This is a genomic window from Tianweitania aestuarii (genome assembly GCF_018457165.1).
In the GTDB taxonomy this organism is placed as follows: Bacteria; Pseudomonadota; Alphaproteobacteria; order Rhizobiales; family Rhizobiaceae; genus Tianweitania; species Tianweitania aestuarii.
In genome coordinates this window covers 208,017-229,249 of sequence record NZ_JAFMNX010000004.1, presented here as the reverse complement: position 1 = coordinate 229,249, position 21,233 = coordinate 208,017, and the positions used below count along the sequence as shown (strand labels likewise).

Annotated in this window: 13 protein-coding genes; 6 read left to right on the top strand and 7 right to left on the bottom strand. The window is 62.5% G+C overall.

The annotated features are described in order from the left end of the window. Positions 1-174: 174 nt before the first annotated feature. From repB to JYU29_RS15700, 4 genes are all read right to left on the bottom strand, one after another. Positions 175-1,179: a plasmid partitioning protein RepB gene (repB, locus tag JYU29_RS15715; protein ID WP_213985789.1), complete on the bottom strand. Its 1,005-nt coding sequence runs from the start codon at positions 1,177-1,179 to the stop codon at positions 175-177. Next, a complete protein-coding gene (gene repA, locus JYU29_RS15710) occupies positions 1,176-2,387 on the bottom strand; it encodes a plasmid partitioning protein RepA (protein ID WP_213985788.1) in 1,212 nt (403 codons plus the stop codon). The genes repB and repA overlap by 4 nt, the downstream gene beginning before the upstream one ends. A gap of 395 nt (positions 2,388-2,782) precedes the next feature. Further along, the gene (locus JYU29_RS15705; RefSeq protein WP_213985787.1) at positions 2,783-3,847 is read right to left on the bottom strand and encodes a DUF1176 domain-containing protein; all 1,065 of its coding nucleotides are present in this window, start codon (positions 3,845-3,847) and stop codon (positions 2,783-2,785) included. Between the two features lie 117 nt (positions 3,848-3,964). Then, a complete protein-coding gene (locus JYU29_RS15700; protein ID WP_213985786.1) occupies positions 3,965-7,600 on the bottom strand; it encodes a hydantoinase B/oxoprolinase family protein in 3,636 nt (1,211 codons plus the stop codon). A 183-nt stretch (positions 7,601-7,783) separates the two neighbouring features. On the opposite strand from JYU29_RS15700, the gene JYU29_RS15695 reads away from it, so the two are divergent. From JYU29_RS15695 to JYU29_RS15670, 6 genes are read left to right on the top strand one after another with little or no spacing between them, the layout of a single operon-like run. Beyond that, positions 7,784-8,314 (top strand): winged helix DNA-binding protein, encoded by a 531-nt coding sequence (locus tag JYU29_RS15695; protein ID WP_250157522.1) that lies wholly within the window; start codon positions 7,784-7,786, stop codon positions 8,312-8,314. Between the two features lie 21 nt (positions 8,315-8,335). Beyond that, entirely contained in the window at positions 8,336-10,162 is a 1,827-nt protein-coding gene (locus JYU29_RS15690; protein ID WP_431192871.1) for an ABC transporter ATP-binding protein, read from the top strand. Between the two features lie 27 nt (positions 10,163-10,189). Continuing rightward, positions 10,190-11,719 carry an ABC transporter substrate-binding protein gene (locus JYU29_RS15685; RefSeq protein ID WP_213985783.1) on the top strand — a complete coding sequence of 510 codons (1,530 nt, stop codon included), beginning with the start codon at positions 10,190-10,192 and terminating at the stop codon, positions 11,717-11,719. 57 nt (positions 11,720-11,776) lie between these two features. Continuing rightward, the gene (locus JYU29_RS15680; RefSeq protein WP_213985782.1) at positions 11,777-12,700 is read left to right on the top strand and encodes an ABC transporter permease; all 924 of its coding nucleotides are present in this window, start codon (positions 11,777-11,779) and stop codon (positions 12,698-12,700) included. 14 nt (positions 12,701-12,714) lie between these two features. Beyond that, positions 12,715-13,566, top strand: coding sequence for an ABC transporter permease (locus JYU29_RS15675; protein ID WP_213985870.1), 852 nt, complete (start codon positions 12,715-12,717; stop codon positions 13,564-13,566). Continuing rightward, entirely contained in the window at positions 13,563-15,296 is a 1,734-nt protein-coding gene (locus tag JYU29_RS15670) for a M14 family metallopeptidase (RefSeq protein WP_213985781.1), read from the top strand. The genes JYU29_RS15675 and JYU29_RS15670 overlap by 4 nt, the downstream gene beginning before the upstream one ends. A gap of 25 nt (positions 15,297-15,321) precedes the next feature. Here the strand turns inward: JYU29_RS15670 and JYU29_RS15665 are convergent, their stop codons facing one another. The 3 genes from JYU29_RS15665 to JYU29_RS15655 form a co-directional block, all read right to left on the bottom strand. Next, a complete protein-coding gene (locus JYU29_RS15665) occupies positions 15,322-18,798 on the bottom strand; it encodes an AAA family ATPase (protein ID WP_213985780.1) in 3,477 nt (1,158 codons plus the stop codon). Then, positions 18,798-20,069 (bottom strand): metallophosphoesterase family protein, encoded by a 1,272-nt coding sequence (locus JYU29_RS15660; protein ID WP_213985779.1) that lies wholly within the window; start codon positions 20,067-20,069, stop codon positions 18,798-18,800. The genes JYU29_RS15665 and JYU29_RS15660 overlap by 1 nt, the downstream gene beginning before the upstream one ends. Positions 20,070-20,133: 64 nt before the next feature. Beyond that, positions 20,134-21,156 (bottom strand): LLM class flavin-dependent oxidoreductase, encoded by a 1,023-nt coding sequence (locus JYU29_RS15655; protein ID WP_213985778.1) that lies wholly within the window; start codon positions 21,154-21,156, stop codon positions 20,134-20,136. Positions 21,157-21,233 lie beyond the last annotated feature (77 nt).

The following is a 21,233-nucleotide window of genomic DNA, read 5'->3' as shown; positions in this document are numbered from 1 at the left end:
GCCGAATCGGAGAGGGCTATTGTTTCTTTGCTACAAGAGAACAAGGCTCTCAGGTTGGTTCGCCGCTTGGGGGCCTTTTCTTTTTGCCGGGCTTCGCTCTCCTTTCCTTTTCCCTCATACCGATCATGCGGACCGGCAACGCGTCAGAACCTTGGCAGCTGCCAAGGTGTTCGATCAGGCATCTTTCTCTGCGTAGTAGCGCTCAACCAGGCTCGGGAGCTCGTTCTGCAGGAAGTCCGAGAAGGATGCAGCTTCTTTGGTCTCGATCGTGAGCTTGATTTCCCGGCGAGAGAATTGCGCGCGGCCAAGCGTTCGTCCGGCACTGTTCCTCAAAGCGAGATCGGTTTGTTCGGGCTTTTCCTTTGCAGTCGCAGCCTCAAGAGCCAGAACAAAGCGTCGGTCGGAATCTTGAACCTTGGCAGCTGCCAAGGTTTCGCGTGTTCGGTCGAGCGCTGCATCATCTGCGCAAGCTTTCGCGAAGGACGCCCAGCGAGTACGGCCAGCCTTTGGTGCGCGGCCGATCGTCTGGATAATGTCTTCTGGAATAGCGCGGCAAACCGCACGGTAACGGGCGAGTTCAGGATCGTCGATCGACAGGGCCGACCGAATATCGCGCGCCTTGACGCCTGCTGCATCCATGCGCGCCGCAAACAAGGCTTTTTCGATCCAGCTCAGATCCTGACGCGCGGCATTCTCGATGCCTTGCGCGATAGCGAGTTCGCGGTCGTCGAACTCGGTCACGGTCGCCTTGACGTTCAGCCCAAGCTCGCGCGCGGCACGAAGCCGGCGATGGCCATAGATGACCTGATAGCGATCCGGGTTGCCGGGGCTTGGACGAACGAGGATGGGAACGATCTGGCCTTCGCTCGCGATCAGCGCCTTGAAGGACTCGAACGAGGTCTGATCGTCATCCGGCAAGCGATCAGGAAAAGGCGAGGGGTCGATGACCGCCGGGTCGAGTTCGCGACCGGTGCCAGCTTCCACCAAAGCTTTCAGCTCGTCACGCTCGGCGCGCAATTCGGCAATCGAACGCTGCGTCGCGCCAACAACGCCGGCACCAACACGGGCCAGCGGGGCTGACGGTTCGCGCGGCTGTTCTTTTTCCGGCGCCGGGCCTGGAGGTGCCGTGTAGGCGGCGAAGCTTGCGAGAATGGACTTTTTGCCGGGTGCCTTGCTCATGTACGGTTCCAGCTTCGTTCAACGAGATCGACGATACGGCCGTTGACGGCGTCGATGGATTCCCGCGCACGGCGCACGGTGCCAGCGCCGATATTGCCGGACTCCAGTTCGTACAGCGTCCGCTTGGCCAGGCCGGCCGTTTCGACGGCACTGCTTTCCACCGCGGTGGGGGTCAGAACATCCTCGCCGAAAAGGCTGCGCAGCATGCCGACGACATGGACCTGCGACTGATCGTTGGGATCGTGACGTGTAATAAGATAACGCAGGAAGTCCTGCTGCATGGTCGCGCCTGCATCGCGGATCACGGCGATCAGGTCGCCCATCATGAGAAGAAACTGGCTCATCGACATGACGTCGAGCATCGCGGGATGAACCGTGATGATCAGGCCGGTTGCAGCATAAATTGCGCCGAGCGTCAGGAAGCCGAGCGAAGGCGGGGTATCCAGAAGGACGATGTCGTAATCATCCTCGACTTCGCCAATTGCGATCCGCAACCGCTCGAAGAAGATTTCCTGCGAGCCGGTCCGCCGATCGGCCAGCGCGCGCGGCGTTTCGTGCTCATATTCCATGACTTCGATATTGCCAGGAATGAGATCGACGCCGGAAAAGTAGGTCTTGCGGATGATCTCTTTCATCGGCCGACGATCTTCGTCATAGCGCAGTGCGCCATAGATCGTTTCGTTCTCGGCGACATCGAGCTCCGGCTGCGCGCCGAACATGGCTGACAGCGATGCCTGAGGATCAAGGTCGATCGCCAGAACACGGTAACCGTGCAGGGCGAGGTAATGAGCGAGGTGGGCGCTGGTGGTGGTTTTCGCGCTTCCACCCTTGAAATTGGCGATGGCCAAGATCTGGACGTGCTCGCCTTCCTGCCTCCTTGGCAGATAGCGGCGCAGATCGGATGGCCGCATCTCGGCGAACATCTCGCGCAACTCATTGATCTGGGCGAGCGTGTAAGCGCGGTGATTGTTTTCCAGCCGGGCAGGGGTCGGGCCCTTTCCTTCGATCGACATTGTGCGCAACGTCGATTCCGGGATCGTGGTAAGCTTGGAAACCTCGTTCGTCAGGAAGTAACGGAGCTGCTTCTCGGCATTTGGGGGATACATCTGCTCGCGGCGCGCTTGAAGCTCACCAGACAGCATCCGCGCATGACGCGTGATCTTGTCGCCGGGATCTTCCGTCGCTGCAATTGGTGCCTGTTTCGACATTGTCGCTGTCGTACCCCTTTGACGGCCAACGGCCGCTTTAATGCCCTTCTCCCGTCAAGCTTAGCGCATGATTCCGGGCGGCGGTCCAGAGCTTTAAGGTTAACGAAGTTCTAACGCGGTCGACGTCGGCATGGTCTGGAGGTTGCCGAAGGGAAGAAAACCACGGAAAAGCAATAGGTTACAGTAAACCGCATGCTGCGGCTCATCCGCATAACGGCATCTTTTCAGCCGCTCTTCGGCAGTCCAAATATTAAGGTCGCGTCTCCAATGGAGCCACTTCGCTAAGAAGACCACGAGTCGCGTCGAATCGGAGCGACATTCCTTCCTGACGATTACAGCGCCGGAAACCGGCGGCAATGCGGCCGTTGGTTAGGCAGGGGAGGGGCTTCAGCCCCCTATTTGGAGCGATAAACCGTCGGCCAATCACCCGGCTGGCTGCCGCCGCAGCTCATCTGATAGCTGCCGCCGGTGAGCTGAAACTGCGTGCCGTTCCAGACCCATTCCGCGCTCAATCCACAATCCCCCAGGCCTCGGCCACGCGCGCTCATCGACAAAGTGCCGGTGTCGGGATCAAAGCCCGGTTCGGTCAAAAGGGCGGTGTCGGTATCGCCGTCCGAGATCGGGAGGGAAGGACGCACAAGCTCAGCCGCACCGTTTCCCGAACGCGGCACAAGGGCGACCAGGGACGATCCCTGATAGGCGCCGACAAAACACCCCAGAAAAACGAGAGCGCTGGTTTGATCCACTGCGAAAGCGTCCGAGTTGTCGATGCCGGACGGTGAGTCAGTGCTGCAATCTTCGCTCTGGAAGGTCGAGGCAAGATCCTTGCGGGCCTTTGACAGCAGGGCTGTCTTTTCTGCCGCTTCGAGCGGCGCGGTGGGCTTGTAGGTGGGTGTCGTGGGAAGATCGGGAGCCGGGGGCACGGCGGATGCGGGTGCCTTGCCCCTGCGAATAAGCGCTGTCACGCCGTCGATGCGGCCTTGCCGATCATCCATGCGCAGCAGGGCGGCGACAAAGCCATCAAGCGGAACCGAAGCCTCCGGTTTGCTGGTTTGCAGCGCGGACGCATCACGAAGCTGGGTGATCAGGGTCTGGATGTCGGCGTCCTCCGACAGCGACAAGGTCGTCATCCCTTCTTCGCGCTCGATTTCCCAGGCACCGCTGGCAAGCGTGAGGGGTTGTCCATCGACCTTGAGGTCGGCCGCTTCAACAGCGAAAGGCAGTTTCAAGGTGACGAGGGTCTTGGCCTGCGGGCCGGCATCCCTGGAGATGGTGAGATCCGGGCTATCGGGACCGCTATCGTCGCTGAAACCGCGTGCCTGGCAGGCGAGACCATTGTCGCAAGCCGTGAACCAGGACTTGTAGGTGTCATAGCTTGGTGTCGCATCGGCTGCGAGCGAGACCTGAGGCGCGGTAAATGCGGCCACCAGCGCCGTTGATGCAAAAAAGGATTTCAGCATGGCGTGCAGTCCTCCGATGGAGATGAAAGCACGATTATCCCGATCCTGTTCCCGCGAGAAGAGGTTTTGGGATGCGAGAAGGGGAGGGCACCTGCGTCAGGCGCCCTCCGGCTGTTGTTACTGCTGTTCGGGCTTGCCGAAGCCGCCGCCGGTTGGGGTGCGGATGATGAAGGCGTCGCCCGCTTCGAGCTTGGCCTGATCGCATCCGCCGAGCTCCTGCACCGCGCCATTGGCGCGACGCACCTGATTGCGCCCGAGTTCGCCGGGCTCGCCACCTTCCAAACCGAAGGGATGCACCCTGCGGTGGCCGGACAGGATCGCGAAGTCGAGCGCTTCACGGGTCCGGATGGTGCGGCTTGTGCCATTGCCGGCGCTCCAGCGACCCTTTCCGCCAGATCCCTGACGAATGTGGAAGTCTTCCAGCACCACGGGGAAACGCGTTTCGAGGATCTCCGGATCGGTCAAACGGGAGTTGGTCATGTGGGTATGAACCGCATCCGTGCCGTTGAAGCCCGGACCCGCCGGCGAACCCGAGCAGATCGTTTCGTAATACTGGTAGGTTGCGTTGCCGAAGGTCAGGTTGTTCATCGTGCCTTGAGCCGCCGCCATCGCACCGACCGCGCCAAACAGCGTGTCGGTAACGGCCTGGCTGACCTCGACATTGCCGGCAACAACGGCGGCCGGATAACGCGGCGACAGCATCGTGCCATCCGGCACCACGATCTTCACCGGCCGCAGGCAGCCGGCATTCATCGGGATGTCGGCGCGCACCAGCATGCGGAAGACATACAGCACGGCCGCGCGGGTCACGGGCATCGGCGCGTTGAAGTTGTCATCGCGCTGAGCGGAGGTGCCGGTGAAATCAACCGTGGCTTCGCGTGCGGCCCGGTCAATCGTGACCTTCACCGAGATCTGACAGCCCTGGTCCATTTCATAGGTGAACTGGCCATCAGGCAGCTTATCGAGCACGCGGCGCACGCTTTCGGCGGCGTTGTCCTGGACGTGGCCCATATAGGCCTCGACCACATCGTCGCCGAACTGGGCGATCGTCTTGGTGAGCTCGGCGACGCCCTTTTCGTTGGCGGCAACCTGCGCCTTCAGGTCGTTGACGTTCTGCAGGAGGTTGCGCACCGGGTACTTGGCCGAGGTCAGCAGTTCCGCCAGCGCGTCTTCGCGGAACACGCCACGATCGAGCAGCTTGAAGTTGTCGATGTAAACGCCTTCTTCCTCGATCGTGCGGGCTTCCGGCGACATCGAGCCCGGCGCGAGGCCGCCGATATCGGCGTGGTGCCCGCGCGACGCCACCCAGAAGCGCAGCGTCTTGCCGTCTTCGGCAAACACCGGCGTGCAGACGGTGAGATCCGGCAGATGCGTGCCGCCATTATAGGGCGCGTTGATCAGGAACACGTCGCCGGGATGAATAACCGGGTTTTCGCGGATCGCGGCGGCGACCGAGGCGTCCATGGAGCCCAGATGCACCGGCATATGCGGGGCGTTGGCGACAAGCGCGCCGGATGCGTCAAACACCGCGCAGGAGAAGTCGAGCCGCTCCTTGATGTTGACGGAATAGGCGGTGTTCTGAAGCGTCACGCCCATCTGTTCGGCGATCGACATGAACAGGCTGTTGAAGATCTCCAGCAGAACGGGATCGGCCTGCGTCCCGACCGCGACGCGCTGCGGCAGCGCTTCGATGCGGGCGAGAACCAGATGATCCTTGGCCGTGAGTTCGGCCTGCCAGCCTTTTTCCACCACAACCGTCTGGTTGGGCTCAATGATGATGGCCGGTCCGGTGATGCGGTGGCCGGGCTGCAGGGCTTCGCGCATCACCACGGCTGCATCGTGGAAGGAACCGCCCGAGAAGAAGCGCGTGCGGCGTGCGGCAGTGGCTTCGCCCTGCGCAACGGTCTCGCTGGATGCTTCTTCGCCGGCCGCGCCGCCGCCAACGGTTTCGACTTCCACTGCGTCGATGGTCAGCGCCTTGCCTTCGGCGATAAAACCGAAGCGGCGCTTATGCGCGGTTTCGAAGGCGATCCGCAAACGCTGCGCGGTGTCGCCCTCGCCATAAGGCGAGTCGATGCTGAGCACCGTGTCCGTGCCGGCATAGCGGATATGGGCGCGCAGATAGGTGGTGACGTCGGCGGCCTCGATGCCTTGCGCGGCCAGTTCATCGCGGCATTCGATCGCCAGCGTTTCGCCAAGCGATGCGAGGGCGTCCGGTGCAGCATCGTCCAGCGGCACGTCGAGTGCCTTCTGGCGTGTGGCGCGAATGTCGGCCAGGCCCATGCCATAAGCCGAAAGCAGGCCGGACAGCGGATGGATCAGGATCCTGGTCATGCCCAGCGCATCGGCCACGAGGCAGGCATGCTGGCCGCCGGCGCCGCCGAAGCAGCTCAGGGCGTAGCGCGTGACGTCATAGCCGCGCTGAACGGAAATCTTCTTGATCGCCTGCACCATGGAAGCGACGGCGATCGTCACGAAGCCGTCCGCGACTTCTTCGGCCGAGCGGCCGTCGCCGATCTTGGCGGCCATATCGGTGAAGCGGGCTTCAACGGCAGCGCGGTCGAGCGGTTCGTTCTGCTGCGGACCGAAGATCGCGGGAAAGAAGTCCGGCATCAGCTTGCCGAGCATGAGGTTGGCGTCGGTCACGGCAAGCGGTCCGCCGTTACGATAACAGGCCGGACCGGGGAAGGCACCGGCAGATTCGGGGCCGACGCGGAAGCGGTTGCCGTCGTAGTTCAGGATGGAGCCGCCGCCGGCTGCAACCGTGTGGATCAGCATCATCGGCGCGCGAACGCGAACGCCGGCAACTTCGGTTTCGAAGGCGCGCTCATATTCGCCGTCGAAATGCGCCACATCGGTGGAGGTGCCGCCCATGTCGAAGCCGATCACGCGGTCGAACCCGGCCGAAGCGCCGGTGCGTGCCAGACCCACCACGCCGCCGGCCGGACCGGACAGGATCGCATCCTTGCCCTGGAACATTTCAGCTGCGGTGAGACCACCCGACGACATCATGAACATGATGCGCGCGCCGGAGCGCTCGACGTCGAGTTCCTGCGCGACCTGCGCAACATAGCGCTTGAGAACCGGCGACAGATAGGCGTCCACAACCGTGGTATCGCCGCGGCCGACCAGCTTCACCAGCGGCGAAACTTCATGGCTGACGGAAACCTGCGAAAAGCCGATCTCGCGGGCGATGCGGCCAAGCGCTGCTTCGTGTTCGGGGAACTTGGAGGCGTGCATGAGCACGATGGCCACGGCATCATAGCCATCAGCGCGAAGTGCTTCGAAAGCTGAGCGCGCGGCCGCTTCGTCCAGGGCCTTTTCGACAACACCGTCGGCCAGCACACGTTCGTCGATTTCAACAACCGTGTCGTACAAGGCTTCCGGCTTCTCGATGGCGAGCGCAAAGATGTCCTTGCGCTCCTGGTAGCCGATGCGCAGCGCATCACGGAACCCGCGCGTCGTGACCAGCGCCAGCCGTTCGCCCTTGCGCTCGAGCAGTGCATTCGTTGCGACGGTGGTGCCCATCCGCACTTCACCGATCAGGCCGGATGGAATGGGATCGCCGGTGTTCAAGCCAAGATGCAGGCGGATGCCCTGAACGGCGGCATCGCGGTAGGCGGACGGGTTTTCCGACAGGACCTTGCGTGCCAGCAGTTCGCCTTGTGGCGTTCTGGCAATGACGTCGGTGAACGTGCCGCCCCGATCGATCCAGAAGTCCCAACGCTTCGCTGCTTCACCCGCTTTTACCATCGAATTCCCGCCTCATCAGCACCCGCTTAAAAAGCAGGCATCCTTGTTGCATGCGTCATGCTTGTTCATAACGCGCGCATTTTGTTGACAAAGTATCGTTAAGATGATGGCATGGTCGCGTCAACAGGAACGAGGCGGTTGCGTTTGAAGGCAGGCGATAATCCAGTGGAAGGCGCAGACACGATGCGCGAAAGCCGGTCGAGCGGGCGCTCGCTCGGCCCGATCGTGTCGTCGCAGCATCTCGCGGCAGGCACGCATCCTGGATTGTCGGAAATGGAATATGGCGTGATCCTGATCTCGCACGCCTTTTCCCGCTGGATGGTGCGCTGCATGACGGCCGCGGGGCAACCCGGCCTTTCCCCGATCGAAATTCTGATCCTTCATTCTGTGCGCCATCGCAGCCGGCCGAAAACCCTGGCCGATGTCTGCCTTGCACTCGATATCGGCGACACGCATGTCGCGAACTACGCCATCCGCAAGCTGGAAAAGGCCGGGCTGATCCATACCGGCCGCGCCGGCAAGGAAAAGACGGTGCGCATTTCCGACACGGGTCTCGCCTTGTGCGACCGCTATGCGGAAATCCGCAACGAACTTCTGGTGCGCGGCATGTCGGATGCCGGTCCCTCCCAGGAAGAAATGTCGCGCATCGCTTCGGTGCTGCGCTTCCTGTCGGGCTCCTATGACCAAGCCTCCCGCGCCGCAGCGACGGTCTGATTGATGACGGAACTATCCACCATGAGCGACAAGTCGCCGATCCTGTCCGTCAACGACCTTTCGGTCGAGTTCGGCGCTGCCCGCGTTGTCGATGGGTTGTCCTTCAGCGTGCGGCCGGGCGAGACCGTGGCGATCGTGGGCGAATCCGGTTCGGGCAAGTCCGTGACCTCCTTGTCCGTGATGCGGCTGGTGGAGCATGGCAACGGCCGCCTGGCGAGCGGGTCGATCCTGTTCGATGCGGGGGAGGGCACTACCGACCTCGCAACTGCCGGTGAAACGCGCATGCGCCGTTTGCGCGGCAACGAGATCGCGATGATCTTCCAGGAGCCGATGACCTCGCTGAACCCCGTGTTCACGGTCGGCAACCAGATCTGCGAAACCCTGATCCTTCATCGCAACATGAGTCGTGCGGAGGCGCGCACCGAAGCGGCCCGTTTGTTGTCGCTCGTGCGCTTGTCGGATGCCGAGCGCATGCTCGACCGTTATCCGCACCAGCTGTCGGGCGGCATGCGCCAGCGCGTGATGATCGCCATGGCGCTGGCCTGCCAGCCTAAGGTGCTGATCGCCGACGAGCCGACCACGGCTCTCGACGTTACGATCCAGGCGCAGATCCTGTCGATCCTGGCCGATCTCCAGCGTGAGTTGGGAATGGCTGTCGTGTTCATCACCCATGACATGGGTGTGGTGGCCGAGATCGCCGACCGGGTCGTGGTGATGTGGAAGGGACGCAAGGTCGAAGAAGGTGCGGTTGCTGAGATCTTCGCCAATCCGCAGCATCCTTACACGCAGACCCTGTTGTCCGCCGTTCCCAAGCTCGGCGCCATGACGGGCCGTATGCTGCCGCGCCGTTTGACCTTGACGGTGATGGAAGGCGAAACGCCGACGCGGATCGGTGAAGACCGTGATCACGACACAGCCGACATGACGGCCAAGCCGCTGCTGAGCGTCGAAGACCTGACGGTGCGCTTCGACGTCGGCAAGACGATGTTCGGGCGTGTCACGCATCGCGTTCATGCCGCCGAACAAGTGAGCTTCGACATTCGTCCCGGCGAAACACTGGCGCTGGTGGGTGAATCCGGCTCGGGCAAATCGACGGTCGGCCGCACGATCCAGGGTCTGCAGGCGCCGACATCCGGCCGCATCCTGTATGACGGCAAGTCGGTCACTGAGATGACCGGCGAAGAAACGCAGCGTCTGCGCCGCGAGATCCAGTATATCTTTCAGGATCCGTTCGCATCGCTCGATCCGCGCAAGAGCGTCGGCTTCTCCATCGCCGAACCAATCCGCACCCATGGCCTGATCAAGGACTCGGCCGCCATCAAGGCACGCGTCGAGGAATTGCTGGTCAAGGTCGGCCTCGAGCCGTCGCATGCAACGCGCTATCCGCATCAGTTTTCCGGCGGCCAGCGCCAGCGCATCTGCATTGCACGCGCGTTGAGCTGCGATCCCAAGCTGATCATCGCCGATGAAGCCTTGTCGGCGCTCGACGTGTCGGTGCAGGCGCAGATCATCGAGCTGTTCATGGCGCTGCAGGAAGAGCGCAAGCTCGCTTACCTCTTCATCAGCCACGATATGGCGGTGGTGGAACGCATGGCGCATCGCGTCGCCGTGCTTTACCTCGGCCAGATCGTGGAAATCGGCTCGCGCGCCCAAATCTTCGAAACACCGGCGCATCCTTATACCCGCCGGCTTCTTTCCGCCGTGCCCGTTGCCGAACCCGGCCGACGCGGCCGTCTGCCCTTGCTGGAAGGTGAAGTACCAAGCCCGGTTCGGGCGGTGGGCGCTGAGCCGACCATCCTGAAACACCGCGAAATTGCACCCGGCCACTTCGTTGCCGCGGATGCGTGAACCACAACAATCTATGAGGAGAATGGCATGACCCGCTGGAACCGCGCCCTGAGAGGGGCACTTCTAACCAGTGCGCTCGCACTTGTGACCGCCGCGCAAGCCCAACCGGCTGGCACGCTGACCATTTCTTCGCCGCAGGACCCAGGCAGCTGGGATCCGATCGACACGTTCCTGGTGAACTGGTCGGCCGTTGCCAACAACATCTTCGACGGCCTGGTCGCCCGTACGCCGGACCTGAAGATCATTCCCGGCCTCGCAACGGAGTGGACCATCAGCGATGATGGCCTCACCTACACTTTCAAGCTGCGTGAAGGCGTGACCTTCCACAATGGCGAGCCGTTCAATGCGGACGCGGTGAAGTACACGTTCGACCGCCTGCTCGGCGAAGAAGGTGCCAAGGGTCCGCAGCAGTCCAACTACAACGCGATCGACAGCGTCAATGTGGTCGACGAAAAGACGGTCGAGCTGAAGCTGTCGCGCCCCGATCCGGTGCTGCTCACCAAGCTCGCCGGCTATGGCGCGATGATCGTGCCCCCGGCCTATATCGCCGAAAAGGGCGACGAGTATTTCAACACCCATCCGGTCGGCACCGGCCCCTTCACCATGACCTCCTACACGGCGCGTGATGCCGTGGAGCTGAAGGCCTATGACAAGTTCTGGGGCGACAAGGCGAAGCTGGAAAACGTGACCTTCCGCTTCATCACCGAGCCGTCCACTGCGCTTGCCGAACTGCAGTCCGGCCGCGTCGACATGGTGATCCCGCCATCCGTGCCGATCGGCTCGATCCCGACCATCGAGGCCGATTCCAAGCTCGAGATCGTCAGCACGCCAGGTGCTACCGTTTATTCGCTGCGCTTCAACACGCGCGACGGCATCACGGCTGACCCACGCGTGCGCAAGGCGCTGATCATGGCGGTGGACCGCGCCACCATCAACGACGCGATCCTTGCCGGCCAGGCCAAGCCGATCGTGTCGTTCCAGTCCGAACAGACCTTTGGCAACGATCCTTCGCTTGAAGCCATTCCGTTCGACACGGCCGGCGCGCAGAAGCTTCTGGACGAAGCCGGCGTGAAGCCGGGCACGACGCTTCAGATCGACGTGCGCGGCAACGACTCGACCTTCAACGAAGTGGCGCAGGCCGTTGCGAGCTATCTGTCGACGGTCGGCATCACCGCCACGATCAAGCCCTACGAAACCAACGTCCTCCTGAACGACATCATTCCCGCTGGTCGCACCGGTGCGATGTGGCAGCAGGCGTGGGGCGCGTGGACGTTCGATTACGACAACACCGCCTACCTCATGTACCACAAGGGTGAGCGCTGGAACCCGTATGGCGACGATCCGAAGCTCGACGCTTTGCTGGAGTCGCAGCGCGGCATGACCAACGCGCAAGAACGCGAGAAGGTGCTGCAGGAGATCGCCAGGTATGTCGCGGATCAGGCGCTTGAGATGCCGCTTTACAATCTCAACCAGATCTACGCGATCAACAAGCGGGTGAAGAACTTCATCGCACCGCCGGACAGCCGCCTGCGGCTGACGGACGTCACAGTCGAATAATGATCGACGCATCTGCCCCGCTTCATGCGGGGCAGACCTCTCTCCCCAGGTGAATTGATGGCCGGTTTTCTGATCAAACGCTTTCTGCAAGCGATCTTCGTGGTGCTCTGCGTCACGCTGCTTGTTGCTTACGCCATCCGCCTGACGGGCGATCCGGCCCTGATGCTGAGCCAGGGCGCGGGCAGCGTCACGGAAGACGATCTGGCGCGCATTCGCACCGGGCTTGGCCTCGACCGGCCGTTCTACGTGCAATATCTCGAATTTCTCGGCGGCCTTTTCACCCTCGATTTCGGTCGCTCCTTTTTGGGCGGAACGCCGGTGAACCAGCTGATCGGCCGCGCCTTGCCGGCAACGCTGGCGCTGGCGCTGGCCTCGCTGGTGGTTTCGATCGTGATCTCGATCCCCTTGGGCATTGCTTCGGCAACCCGGCAGGGTCGCTGGCCCGGCCAAGTCATCCGCGTTCTGTCGCTCGTTGGCCTGTCCTTCCCGAACTTCTGGCTGGCGATCATGCTGGTGCTGGTTTTCTCCATCAGCCTGCAATGGCTGCCGCCAAGCGGCATGGAAGGCTGGCAAAGTTTCCTGATGCCGGCGCTCACCATGGGCATTATCCTGACGGCCACCAATGTTCGCCTCGTGCGCACGGCGATGCTGGAAACGCTCAAGCAGCAATATGTGACGGTTGCCCGCGCCAAGGGCCTGTCCGAGCGTGTCGTTCTTTACAAGCACGCGCTGCGCAACTGCGCGATCCCGCTGATCACCTATCTCGGCATCCAGTTCGGCGGTCTGCTGGGCGGCATCGTGGTGGTTGAGCGTGTGTTCAACTGGCCGGGTCTGGGCACGCTGGCTTTCCAAGCCGTGGCTGACCGCGATTATCCCGTGCTTCAGGGCGTGATCGTGGTTTTGTCCATGTTGATCGTCCTCGTGAACCTGATCGTCGACATCGCCTACGGGCTGGTCGATCCCCGCATTCGCACGGAGTAGGTCCAGTGAGCCTTATTGCAGACCGTCCTCACTCCCGTTGGGCCGTGTTCCGATCGTTCGAACTCGTGGCCGGCCTCGTTCTCGTCGGCGGCATCGGGCTCGCCGTGATCCTGTCGCCGTGGCTGTTTCCCGACAACGGCATGGGCGTGAACCTCCTTGCCCGTCTGCGCGCGCCGTTCAGCGACTGGAGCCATATTCTGGGCACCGATCCGCTGGGTCGTGACGTGCTCGGCCGCGTGGTTGCGGGCGGTCGCATCTCGCTTCTGGTTGGCGTGGCGTCGGTTGCCGGTGGTGCCGCCATCGGCGTCTTCATGGGCCTGGTTTCAGGCTTTTACCGCGGCGTGTGGGACATGATCGTGATGCGCTTTGCCGATGTTCAGCTGGCGCTGCCCTTCATTCTTCTGGCCATCACCTTCATTGCGATCCTGGGCGGCGGTTTGTTCAACATCATCATGCTGATGATCGTGTCGCAATGGGTGCAATATGCGCGTCTGGTGCGCGGACAGGTGCTCGCTCTGCGTGAGCGCGAATTCGTGCTTTCGGCGCGCTCGTTCGGTGTGTCGAACTTCAACCTGATCTGGCACCACCTTCTGCCGAACCTGCTTGGGCCGGTGATCGTATTGATCACGCTGAACGTCGCGACCAACATCCTGCTCGAATCCAGCCTGACCTTCCTTGGTTTGGGCGTCGATCCATCGACTCCATCCTGGGGCGGCATGCTGGCCGATGGCCGTACCTATCTGCAAACGGCGTGGTGGGTCAGTGTTTTCCCTGGCCTTGCGATCCTGTTGACCGTGCTCGGTTTGAACCTGCTCGGCGATTGGCTGCGCGACCGCCTCGATCCAACCGGACGCACACGGCAATGACGCTTTCCTTCCAGCAAAGCTTTCCCCGCTCCATTGATGCGCTGCTATCCCGCTTCGAGACTGCCGCGGGAACCGAGATCGAGGCTTGGCTGTTCGAGGGGCGCGCAGCCCGTCGTGCGGCCGAGGACAAGCTCGCTGCGGCAGGCGTGAAAGCGCGCATCCGCTCGGCCTACAAGCCGCTGGTTCAAGCTTTCGGGGAAGAGATCGATCTCGATGGCGTCAAAAGCATCGACGTCACCTATCCCGTTCATGCCGACGCAGAAGAGCGACGCTTTCTTCTGGAAGCCTATCCGCTCGCCGGTCTCGTCCAGGTGCCGATCACCTTTACAGCGCGCGAAGACCACACGCTGCATTACGCGGTCACGCTGACCGCTGCTGATGGGTCGGAACGCACCGTCATCGTGGATGCGCCCAACCGTGTTCATGTCGATCATACCGGTGCCCGCGTCTTGTCTCCCACCGGTTGGCTGTGCGTCAGCCGGGATGGAAACGTGCTGGAAGACGGCCGGCTCGAAACGGACTTCGAGATCCTGTTTGCAACGGCGATCCAAGAGATCGCCGGGCATGGCTGGAACAAGAGCGAGCCGTTCTTCGAGGAGTTGCGGATCGAGGCAAGCCTGCCCTTTCCCGATGAGGCGCTGTCCTTCGGTGAAGAAGCGATCAGCCTGACGGAAGCTCTGCACGAGGATCTGTATTTCTCCGGGCTCGAGATCTTCCAGGCGGCATCCGGCCGGCCATCGGGCGATCGGGGGCTTCAACCCGGTCGCATCGTGCCGGATGTCCGCTTTGCCGACGGGCCGCTGACCCTTTCGATCGCAACACGCACGCATCTGATCCGGGACGAGCGCAGCTTCTCCGCGCTTCCGCTCGACACTGCCGGGGAGCCGCTGTCTTCATCTGATATCGAGACGGCGCTGGAGGCGATCGGCGGCGAGCCGCTGAATGGCGGATCCGTTTGCGGCCGCTCGATCACGGGTCGCTTCCATGCGGGATCGGACGCGCTTGTTCTGATCTCCGGCGGCCAGCATGCCAACGAGCCGACGGGTGTGGTCGGTGCGTTGCGGGCAGCGGATGTCCTTGCACGCCGCAGCACTGCGCATTTCGGCGTGCTGCCGCTCGAAAATCCGGACGGCTACGCGTTATGTGCCGAACTGCGCGAAACGCAGCCGCGCCACATGCTCCATGCCGCACGCTACACGGCGCTCGGCGACGATCTGGAATATCGTGAAGCCGAACCGCTTTACGAGCGTTCTGCGCGCGAGGCCTTCGTTGCCCGTACGCAGCCCGGTCTGCATGTTAATCTACACGGCTATCCCGCCCATGAATGGACGCGGCCGATGACCGGCTACATCCCGCGCAACTTTGCGCTGTGGACGTTGCCGAAAGGCTTCTTCCTGGTGATCCGCCATCAGCCCGGCTTTGCCGAGCAGTCCTGGCGTCTTGTTCGCGCCGTGACCGCGAAACTGGCGGAGGTGCCGGGGCTTGTTGCCTTCAACGAAAAACAGATCGAGCTTTACCGCATCCATGCCGGCGAGCTTGGCTTCGAGGTCATGCACGGCTTCCCCGTCACGGTCTCGGAAGATGCCCGCCACAAAGTGCCGGTGACACTGATCACCGAGTACCCGGACGAAACGATCTACAACGACGCCTTCCGTCTCGGCCACGAAGCGCAAACGCAGACGGTTCTGTCGGCCTATGATGCGTGGCAGGAAATCTCTGCCGTTTCCTGAAGGTTGAAGACGGCGATACCCTGTCTTAGCCGAGCTCGTGAACCCGCACGCTTGGCACCATTTCGGCGGCGATGTCGCAGAGGTGGCGGTGGTGGGTGAGGTAGATCACTTGGCCCTTGGCCGCCATTTCGCCGAACAAGCGGAAGACTTCTTCCGAGCGCGGCTCGTCGAAGGTTTCCATGATGTCGTCTGCAACGAAGGGCACGGCGGGGCGGGCGCTGGCGAACTCTTCGTAGCCGGCCAAACGGAGAGCAAGATAGAGCTGGAAGCGCGTGCCCTTGGACATGTCGGTCGCGAGCTTGGAGCCGCCATTGCGAGACAGGCCGATCAGCACCTCGCCGCTCTTCTCGGGACGGGTCGCGAGGCCGCTATATTCGTCGCGCGTCATGATGCGGAAGGCTTCGGAAGCGCGGTTCATCATGGCGCTGCGATGCTTGTCGCGATAAGCGCGGATGGCGTGATCTGCGAGCAGGCCGCCGGTTCGCAGCCGCAGGAAATGCAAGGCAAGGTCCTCGATCTGCAGGAGAACGGTTCTGCGCTCGCTTTCAATGCGGGCAACCGCGTCGTCACCGCCCACCGCTGACAATCTGTCGGACGCGCGCGTCTTCTCGGCAAACAGGATCTTGCCGCGTTCGTCGAGGTCGTCCAGTCGCGCCGTGAGCTCGGCCTGCTCGCGCTGAAGCTCGGCGAGGTCGAGATCGGCGAGCGTGTCGAGGGCTGCGTCGAGCGTGGTTGCCTGCAGTTCGGCGAGGATCTGGCTTTCGAGCTTGCGCTGCTGATCCAGCCGGCGGCTGCGCTCCGCGCTTTGATCGAGTGCGGTCGAAACGTCCTGCAGGGTTTCCACCTCGAAGAAGGCGGTGAGCTCGCTTTTTCGCGCGCGGTGCAGCGCGAGGTCTTCGTTAAGGGCGGCGCGTTCATCTTCCAAGCGGTTAAGATCGCGTTGTTTTTCGCGGTGACGGGCGAGAAGCGTTTTGGCTTCCTCGAAACGCTGCGCGAGCTGCCGGGCTGTTTTCAACGGAGACCCAGCGTCGAGGGTTTCGTCGAGGGCTTCACCGATCGCGGCGACACGTCTTGCGAAGGCGGTGCGATCGGCTTCCATGGCGGCGATGCGGTGATGGATGTCGGCTCGGCTTTTCAGCGTCGCGGGCAGGTCTGTGAGGGCATCGAGGATCTCGCGGACGGCGCCGGGACTTTCACGGCGGTCAGCGAACCAGGTGGCTTGCAGGGCCGACTGCCAGTGCTCGTTCCAGCTTTCGGCAGCGAGCCGCGCTTTGTCCAAGCCTTTGTTGCGCAAAGCCAATTCGGCTTCAAGTTCCTTCATCCTCTTGCCTGCCGAAGCGCGGCGGGTTTGCTCGGCGGCGTTGTCTGCGAGCGTGGTTTCGGCGAGCTGGATGAGGGCCGGAAGCGGCAGATCATCGGTGTCGATTGCTGAGGCGAGAAGGGCGCGGAGGTTCGTTTCTTCTTGTTTTATCTCGCTTTTTGCGGCTGAAAGCGCGGCTTCAACGTCCTGCAGATCGTCGAAGGCCGACAGGGCATCAATGCGGTTTTTCGACCAGCGTTCGAGCTGGGACAGCCAGGCGGCGAGGGGCTGTTTTGGGGGAAGATCTAGCCAGGAAACGGCGGCGCCAACCTCGTTTCGCAGCGCTTCGAGAGCTCTTTCGGCCTCGTTCAGAAGGTCTGAATTGCGCGACAAAGCGGTGTCGGCAACTGCTATTTCAGCGGTATGGGAGCGCAGATCGGCAAGATCAGCGGCATGTTCGAGGCGCTTCTGCGCGAATTGGTCGACGCCGCGCATGTGCTTTTCGAACGATGCCGCCGATGCTTGATCCAAGGCGCCGAGATGGTCCTGCCAGGCTTCCTCACGTTGGGTCAGGCTGGCGGCCAGATCCTCATCGGTGATCGCACCGGTGGCCGACCGGATGACCTCGATGCGGGTGAGGTGATCTGCGCGGCGCGTGGTGAGGTCGCGAATCTTGTCGGCATGGTCTGTCTGACGTTTTTCGAGGGTGGATAGTTTTGTGCGCCATCCTTCGATCTGCGATCCGTCCGGCAGGTCGAGGGCACGTAGGCTTTGACCATGGCCGCTCCAGGGGCTGAGCAAAGCGAGCGCGGTGTTGAAGCTCGCTTGTGCTGCCGGCAGGTTGCGCTCGGCGAGGCGGAGTTGCGCGAGAAGATCGCTTTGGCGAAGGCGGGCAAGCGCCGCTTGCAGTTGCGCGGCAAGCGATGGCGAAAACGGCGTTCGGGCGGTCGCTTCTTCGTCGGGAAACTGGCGCGCGTCTTCCAGCGCAGCTTTTGCGGCTTCCTGCTCGCGGGTTGCGGTTTCGAGCGCAACGTCGATGCCGGAGCGGGACGCGATCAGTTCGCGCAGGATGCCGATGGTGGCTGCGGGAACGAGCAGCGTCTGGGGATCGGTATCGACGGCAGCACCCAGCGTTCTCGTGATGAGGGTGATCTGCAGATCGCGATCGGCCAGCTCCTTGCGGCGTTTGGGCAGATCTTCTTCGGCCGTGCTGTAGCGGGCGGCGGCGTCGGCGAGCTGGTTGAGTTGGTCGGCAAGCGCCAGGAGTTGCTCGTCGACGGCGAGGTCTTCGAGCTCCTGTCGTGCTAAGTCCGCGCGGGTATCGAGACCGTTGAGGCGGGTTTGCAGCGTGGCTTCTTCCTTCATCAGGGAAGGAAGCTCGGCGCTCCAATGGGCGGGCGGCTGCGGCAGGTCACGGAAATCTGCCAAGGCTTCCGTTAAACGGGCGTGTTCGGCGCCGAGCGGCACGGCGCGCAGGAGGCGGGCGATGTCTTCGTGGCGGGCACGGGCCGCACCCTTGTCGCGCATGGCCTCATCATAGGCGGCTTCGGCCTGTTTGAGGGCGGCAACCAAGGCGGTGAAGGTGGAGGCCTGGACGTCGATCTCGTCGCGACGCGTCTTGAGATCGGCGATGCGGCGCTTCAACACCGCGATGTCGGTCGTGCTGGCGCGCTTGCGGAAGATGGCATCCGCTTCCTGCGCGGTTTTCTCAAGTGCCGCACTGATGCCGGCGAGGCCGGCGCTGGCGGAAAACAGCAGTTCTCCGAGGTCGCCCTTGCTTTCGAGGATCGCGTTGCCGCCGCTTTCCAGCGTTTCGTCGTCGAGCGAGAACATGGTGCGATAGGCGTCGCGGTTGAGGCCTGCGAGAGGGACGCTCAGAAGCGCTTCGTTGACCGGCTGGTTCTGCGCATTGATCAGCGAATTGGTGCGCTGCTTGAGGCGCTTGAGCTCATGGCTCTTGCCGTCGAACTCAAGGCAGCCGCCGAGTTCCATCGCCTTGTTCTGATGCAGGAAGCCATAGCGGGTGCGCTCCTCGATGCCGAACAGAAGATCGAGGAAGCCCGACAGCGACGTGGATTTGCCGGCTTCGTTCAGGCCATAGATGATGTGCAGGTCGGGCGTACCCGGTTCATGCGGGCCGAAGTCGATGGAATAATCGGTGAACTTGCCGTAGCGGGTGAGATCGAGGCGGCGAAGGCGCATCAGTCGGCTCCCGCACCGGCTAGGCGAAGGCGTGCGAGGATGTCCTCGCTGCCGTCGGCCAGAAGACGGTCGATCAGCGTTTCGAACTCCTGTTCGGTCTTGCCGCTGAAGCCGCGGGCTTCGGCTGGAAGATCGTCGCGCAGTTCCGTCACGAGATTGCGGATGTCTTCGCGCACCGCGTCCTGATTGATGATGTCGGTTTTCATCAGGGCGCCGAGCTCGGCCACGGGATCGGCCGTGCCGGTGACGGGAGCATTGGGCGAGGGCGCGGAGGTCGACAGCTCGATCTTCTCGATCCAGGTCTTGTTCATGCCTTCCAAGCGCTGCTCCATTTCGGTGAGCAGGAGATCGCGGTCGCGGCGAAGCGTCCAGGACAGTTCGGTCTGACCCGACAGCATCAGGCGGCCGACGAGATGATCGGCGCGGGTCTGGTCGCGGATCACCGCGACCGCCTGCTCGATCTGCTCGATCGCTTCGCGCCAGTTCGTTGCGGATGACAGATCCACGGGAATGCGCTCGAACTGGGCGATGCTGGTGGGACGTTCTTCCACCGTGATGCTCTTGTCGTCGTTGACGGTGACGAGGGTCACGGTCTTTTCGCCGGCTTCGTTGATGTCGCGCCCTTGCGGCATGCCGGGCATGATGACGGTGCGCTCGCCCGCATGATGGCTGCGCGTGTGGATATGGCCGAGCGCCCAGTAATCGAAGCCCCAGTCATGCAGGTCGGCAACCGAGCAGGGGGCGTAGAGATCATGGCCCGGCGCGCCGGCCAGGCTGGTGTGCATGATGCCGATATTGACCGTGTCGGGGGCAGGGCGCTTGTATTTGGGCAGCAGGCTTTCCGGAGCGTGCGGCTTGGTGAAGCTCAGGCCATGCAGAACGATGTCGAGGCCATCGCGGTTGATCTCGACGGTTTCGCCGCGGCCGTTGAACACTTTGAGCGAGGGCGGCAGGATCAGTTCGGCGGTGATCTTCGACAGCGCGTCGTGATTGCCGCGGATCTTGTAAACGGCGATGCCGGCCTGATGCAGCCGCTCCATCTGGCCGGCGAGAAAGCGGGCGGTCTTCATGGAGGTCTGATCGCCGTCGTAGAGATCGCCGGCGATGATGAGGGCATCGACCTGTTCGTGCAGACAAAGATCGACGATGGCCACGAGCGCCTGGCGGGTCGCATCGCCGATCAGGGCTGCCAGATCCGGATTGCGCAGGCTCAATGAGCGCAGCGGCGAGTCCAGATGAATGTCGGCTGTGTGAACGAAGCGGAAGGGCATGAGCACTCGATCTGTTGCAGCGGCCGCTTGGGATTAGCTGGCCGCTGCAAGCAGGAAGCGCGGCTCAGCGCCACCCGAGCGCTGGAGCGACATGGGTCAGAATCGACTCGATCGCATGGACATTATAGTCGACGCCAAGCTGGTTCGGCACCGTCAGAAGCAGCGTATCGGCTTCCTGGATCGCTTCATCCTCAGCCAATTGCTTGACGAGCACGTCCGGCTCGGCGGCAAAGGAGCGGCCGAAGATGGCGCGGGTGTTCTCGTCGATCATGCCGATCTGGTCCTTGCTCTTGCCGTCGTGACCGAAATAAGCCCGGTCGCGATCATCCACGAGCGCGAAGATGCTGCGGCTGACGGATACGCGCGGCGTTCTTTCGTGGCCGGCTTCCTTCCAGGCTTCGCGATAGGCACGGATCTGCTTGGCCTGCTGGATGTGGAACGGTTCGCCGGTTTCATCATCCTTCAAGGTCGAGCTTTGCAGGTTCATGCCCATCTTTGCGGCCCACTTCGCCGTCGCATCGGAGCCGGCACCCCACCAGATTCGCTCGCGCAAACCCGGTGAATGCGGTTCCAGCCTGAGAAGGCCGGGCGGGTTGGGGAACATCGGACGCGGGTTCGGCTGGGCGAAGCCCTGGCCTTTGAGCACTTCGAGAAAGATCTCGGCGGCATTGCGGGCCATGTCGCTATCGCTTTTGCCTTCGGGCGGTGCGTAACCGAAATAGCGCCAGCCCTCGATCACCTGTTCGGGCGAACCCCGGCTGATGCCAAGCTGCAGGCGGCCACCGGCGATGAGGTCGGCGACGCCGGCATCTTCGGCCATGTAAAGCGGGTTCTCGTAGCGCATGTCGATGACGCCGGTGCCAATCTCGATGCGGCTGGTGCGGGCACCAACGGCTGACAAAAGCGGAAACGGCGCGGAAAGCTGACGCGCGAAATGGTGGACGCGGAAATAAGCGCCATCCAGACCGAGCTCTTCGGCGGCGACGGCCAGATCGATGCTCTGCAACAAGACATCGCTGGCGGAGCGGGTCTGGGAATGGGGCGAGGCCGACCAATGGCCGAAAGACAGGAAGCCGAGCTTTTTCATGGGCGGAAAACTCCGATGATCATTGGCTCCTAGCTATGCGTTACGCCCCGGTTTTGCATCCCGGCCTTTGCGCAACA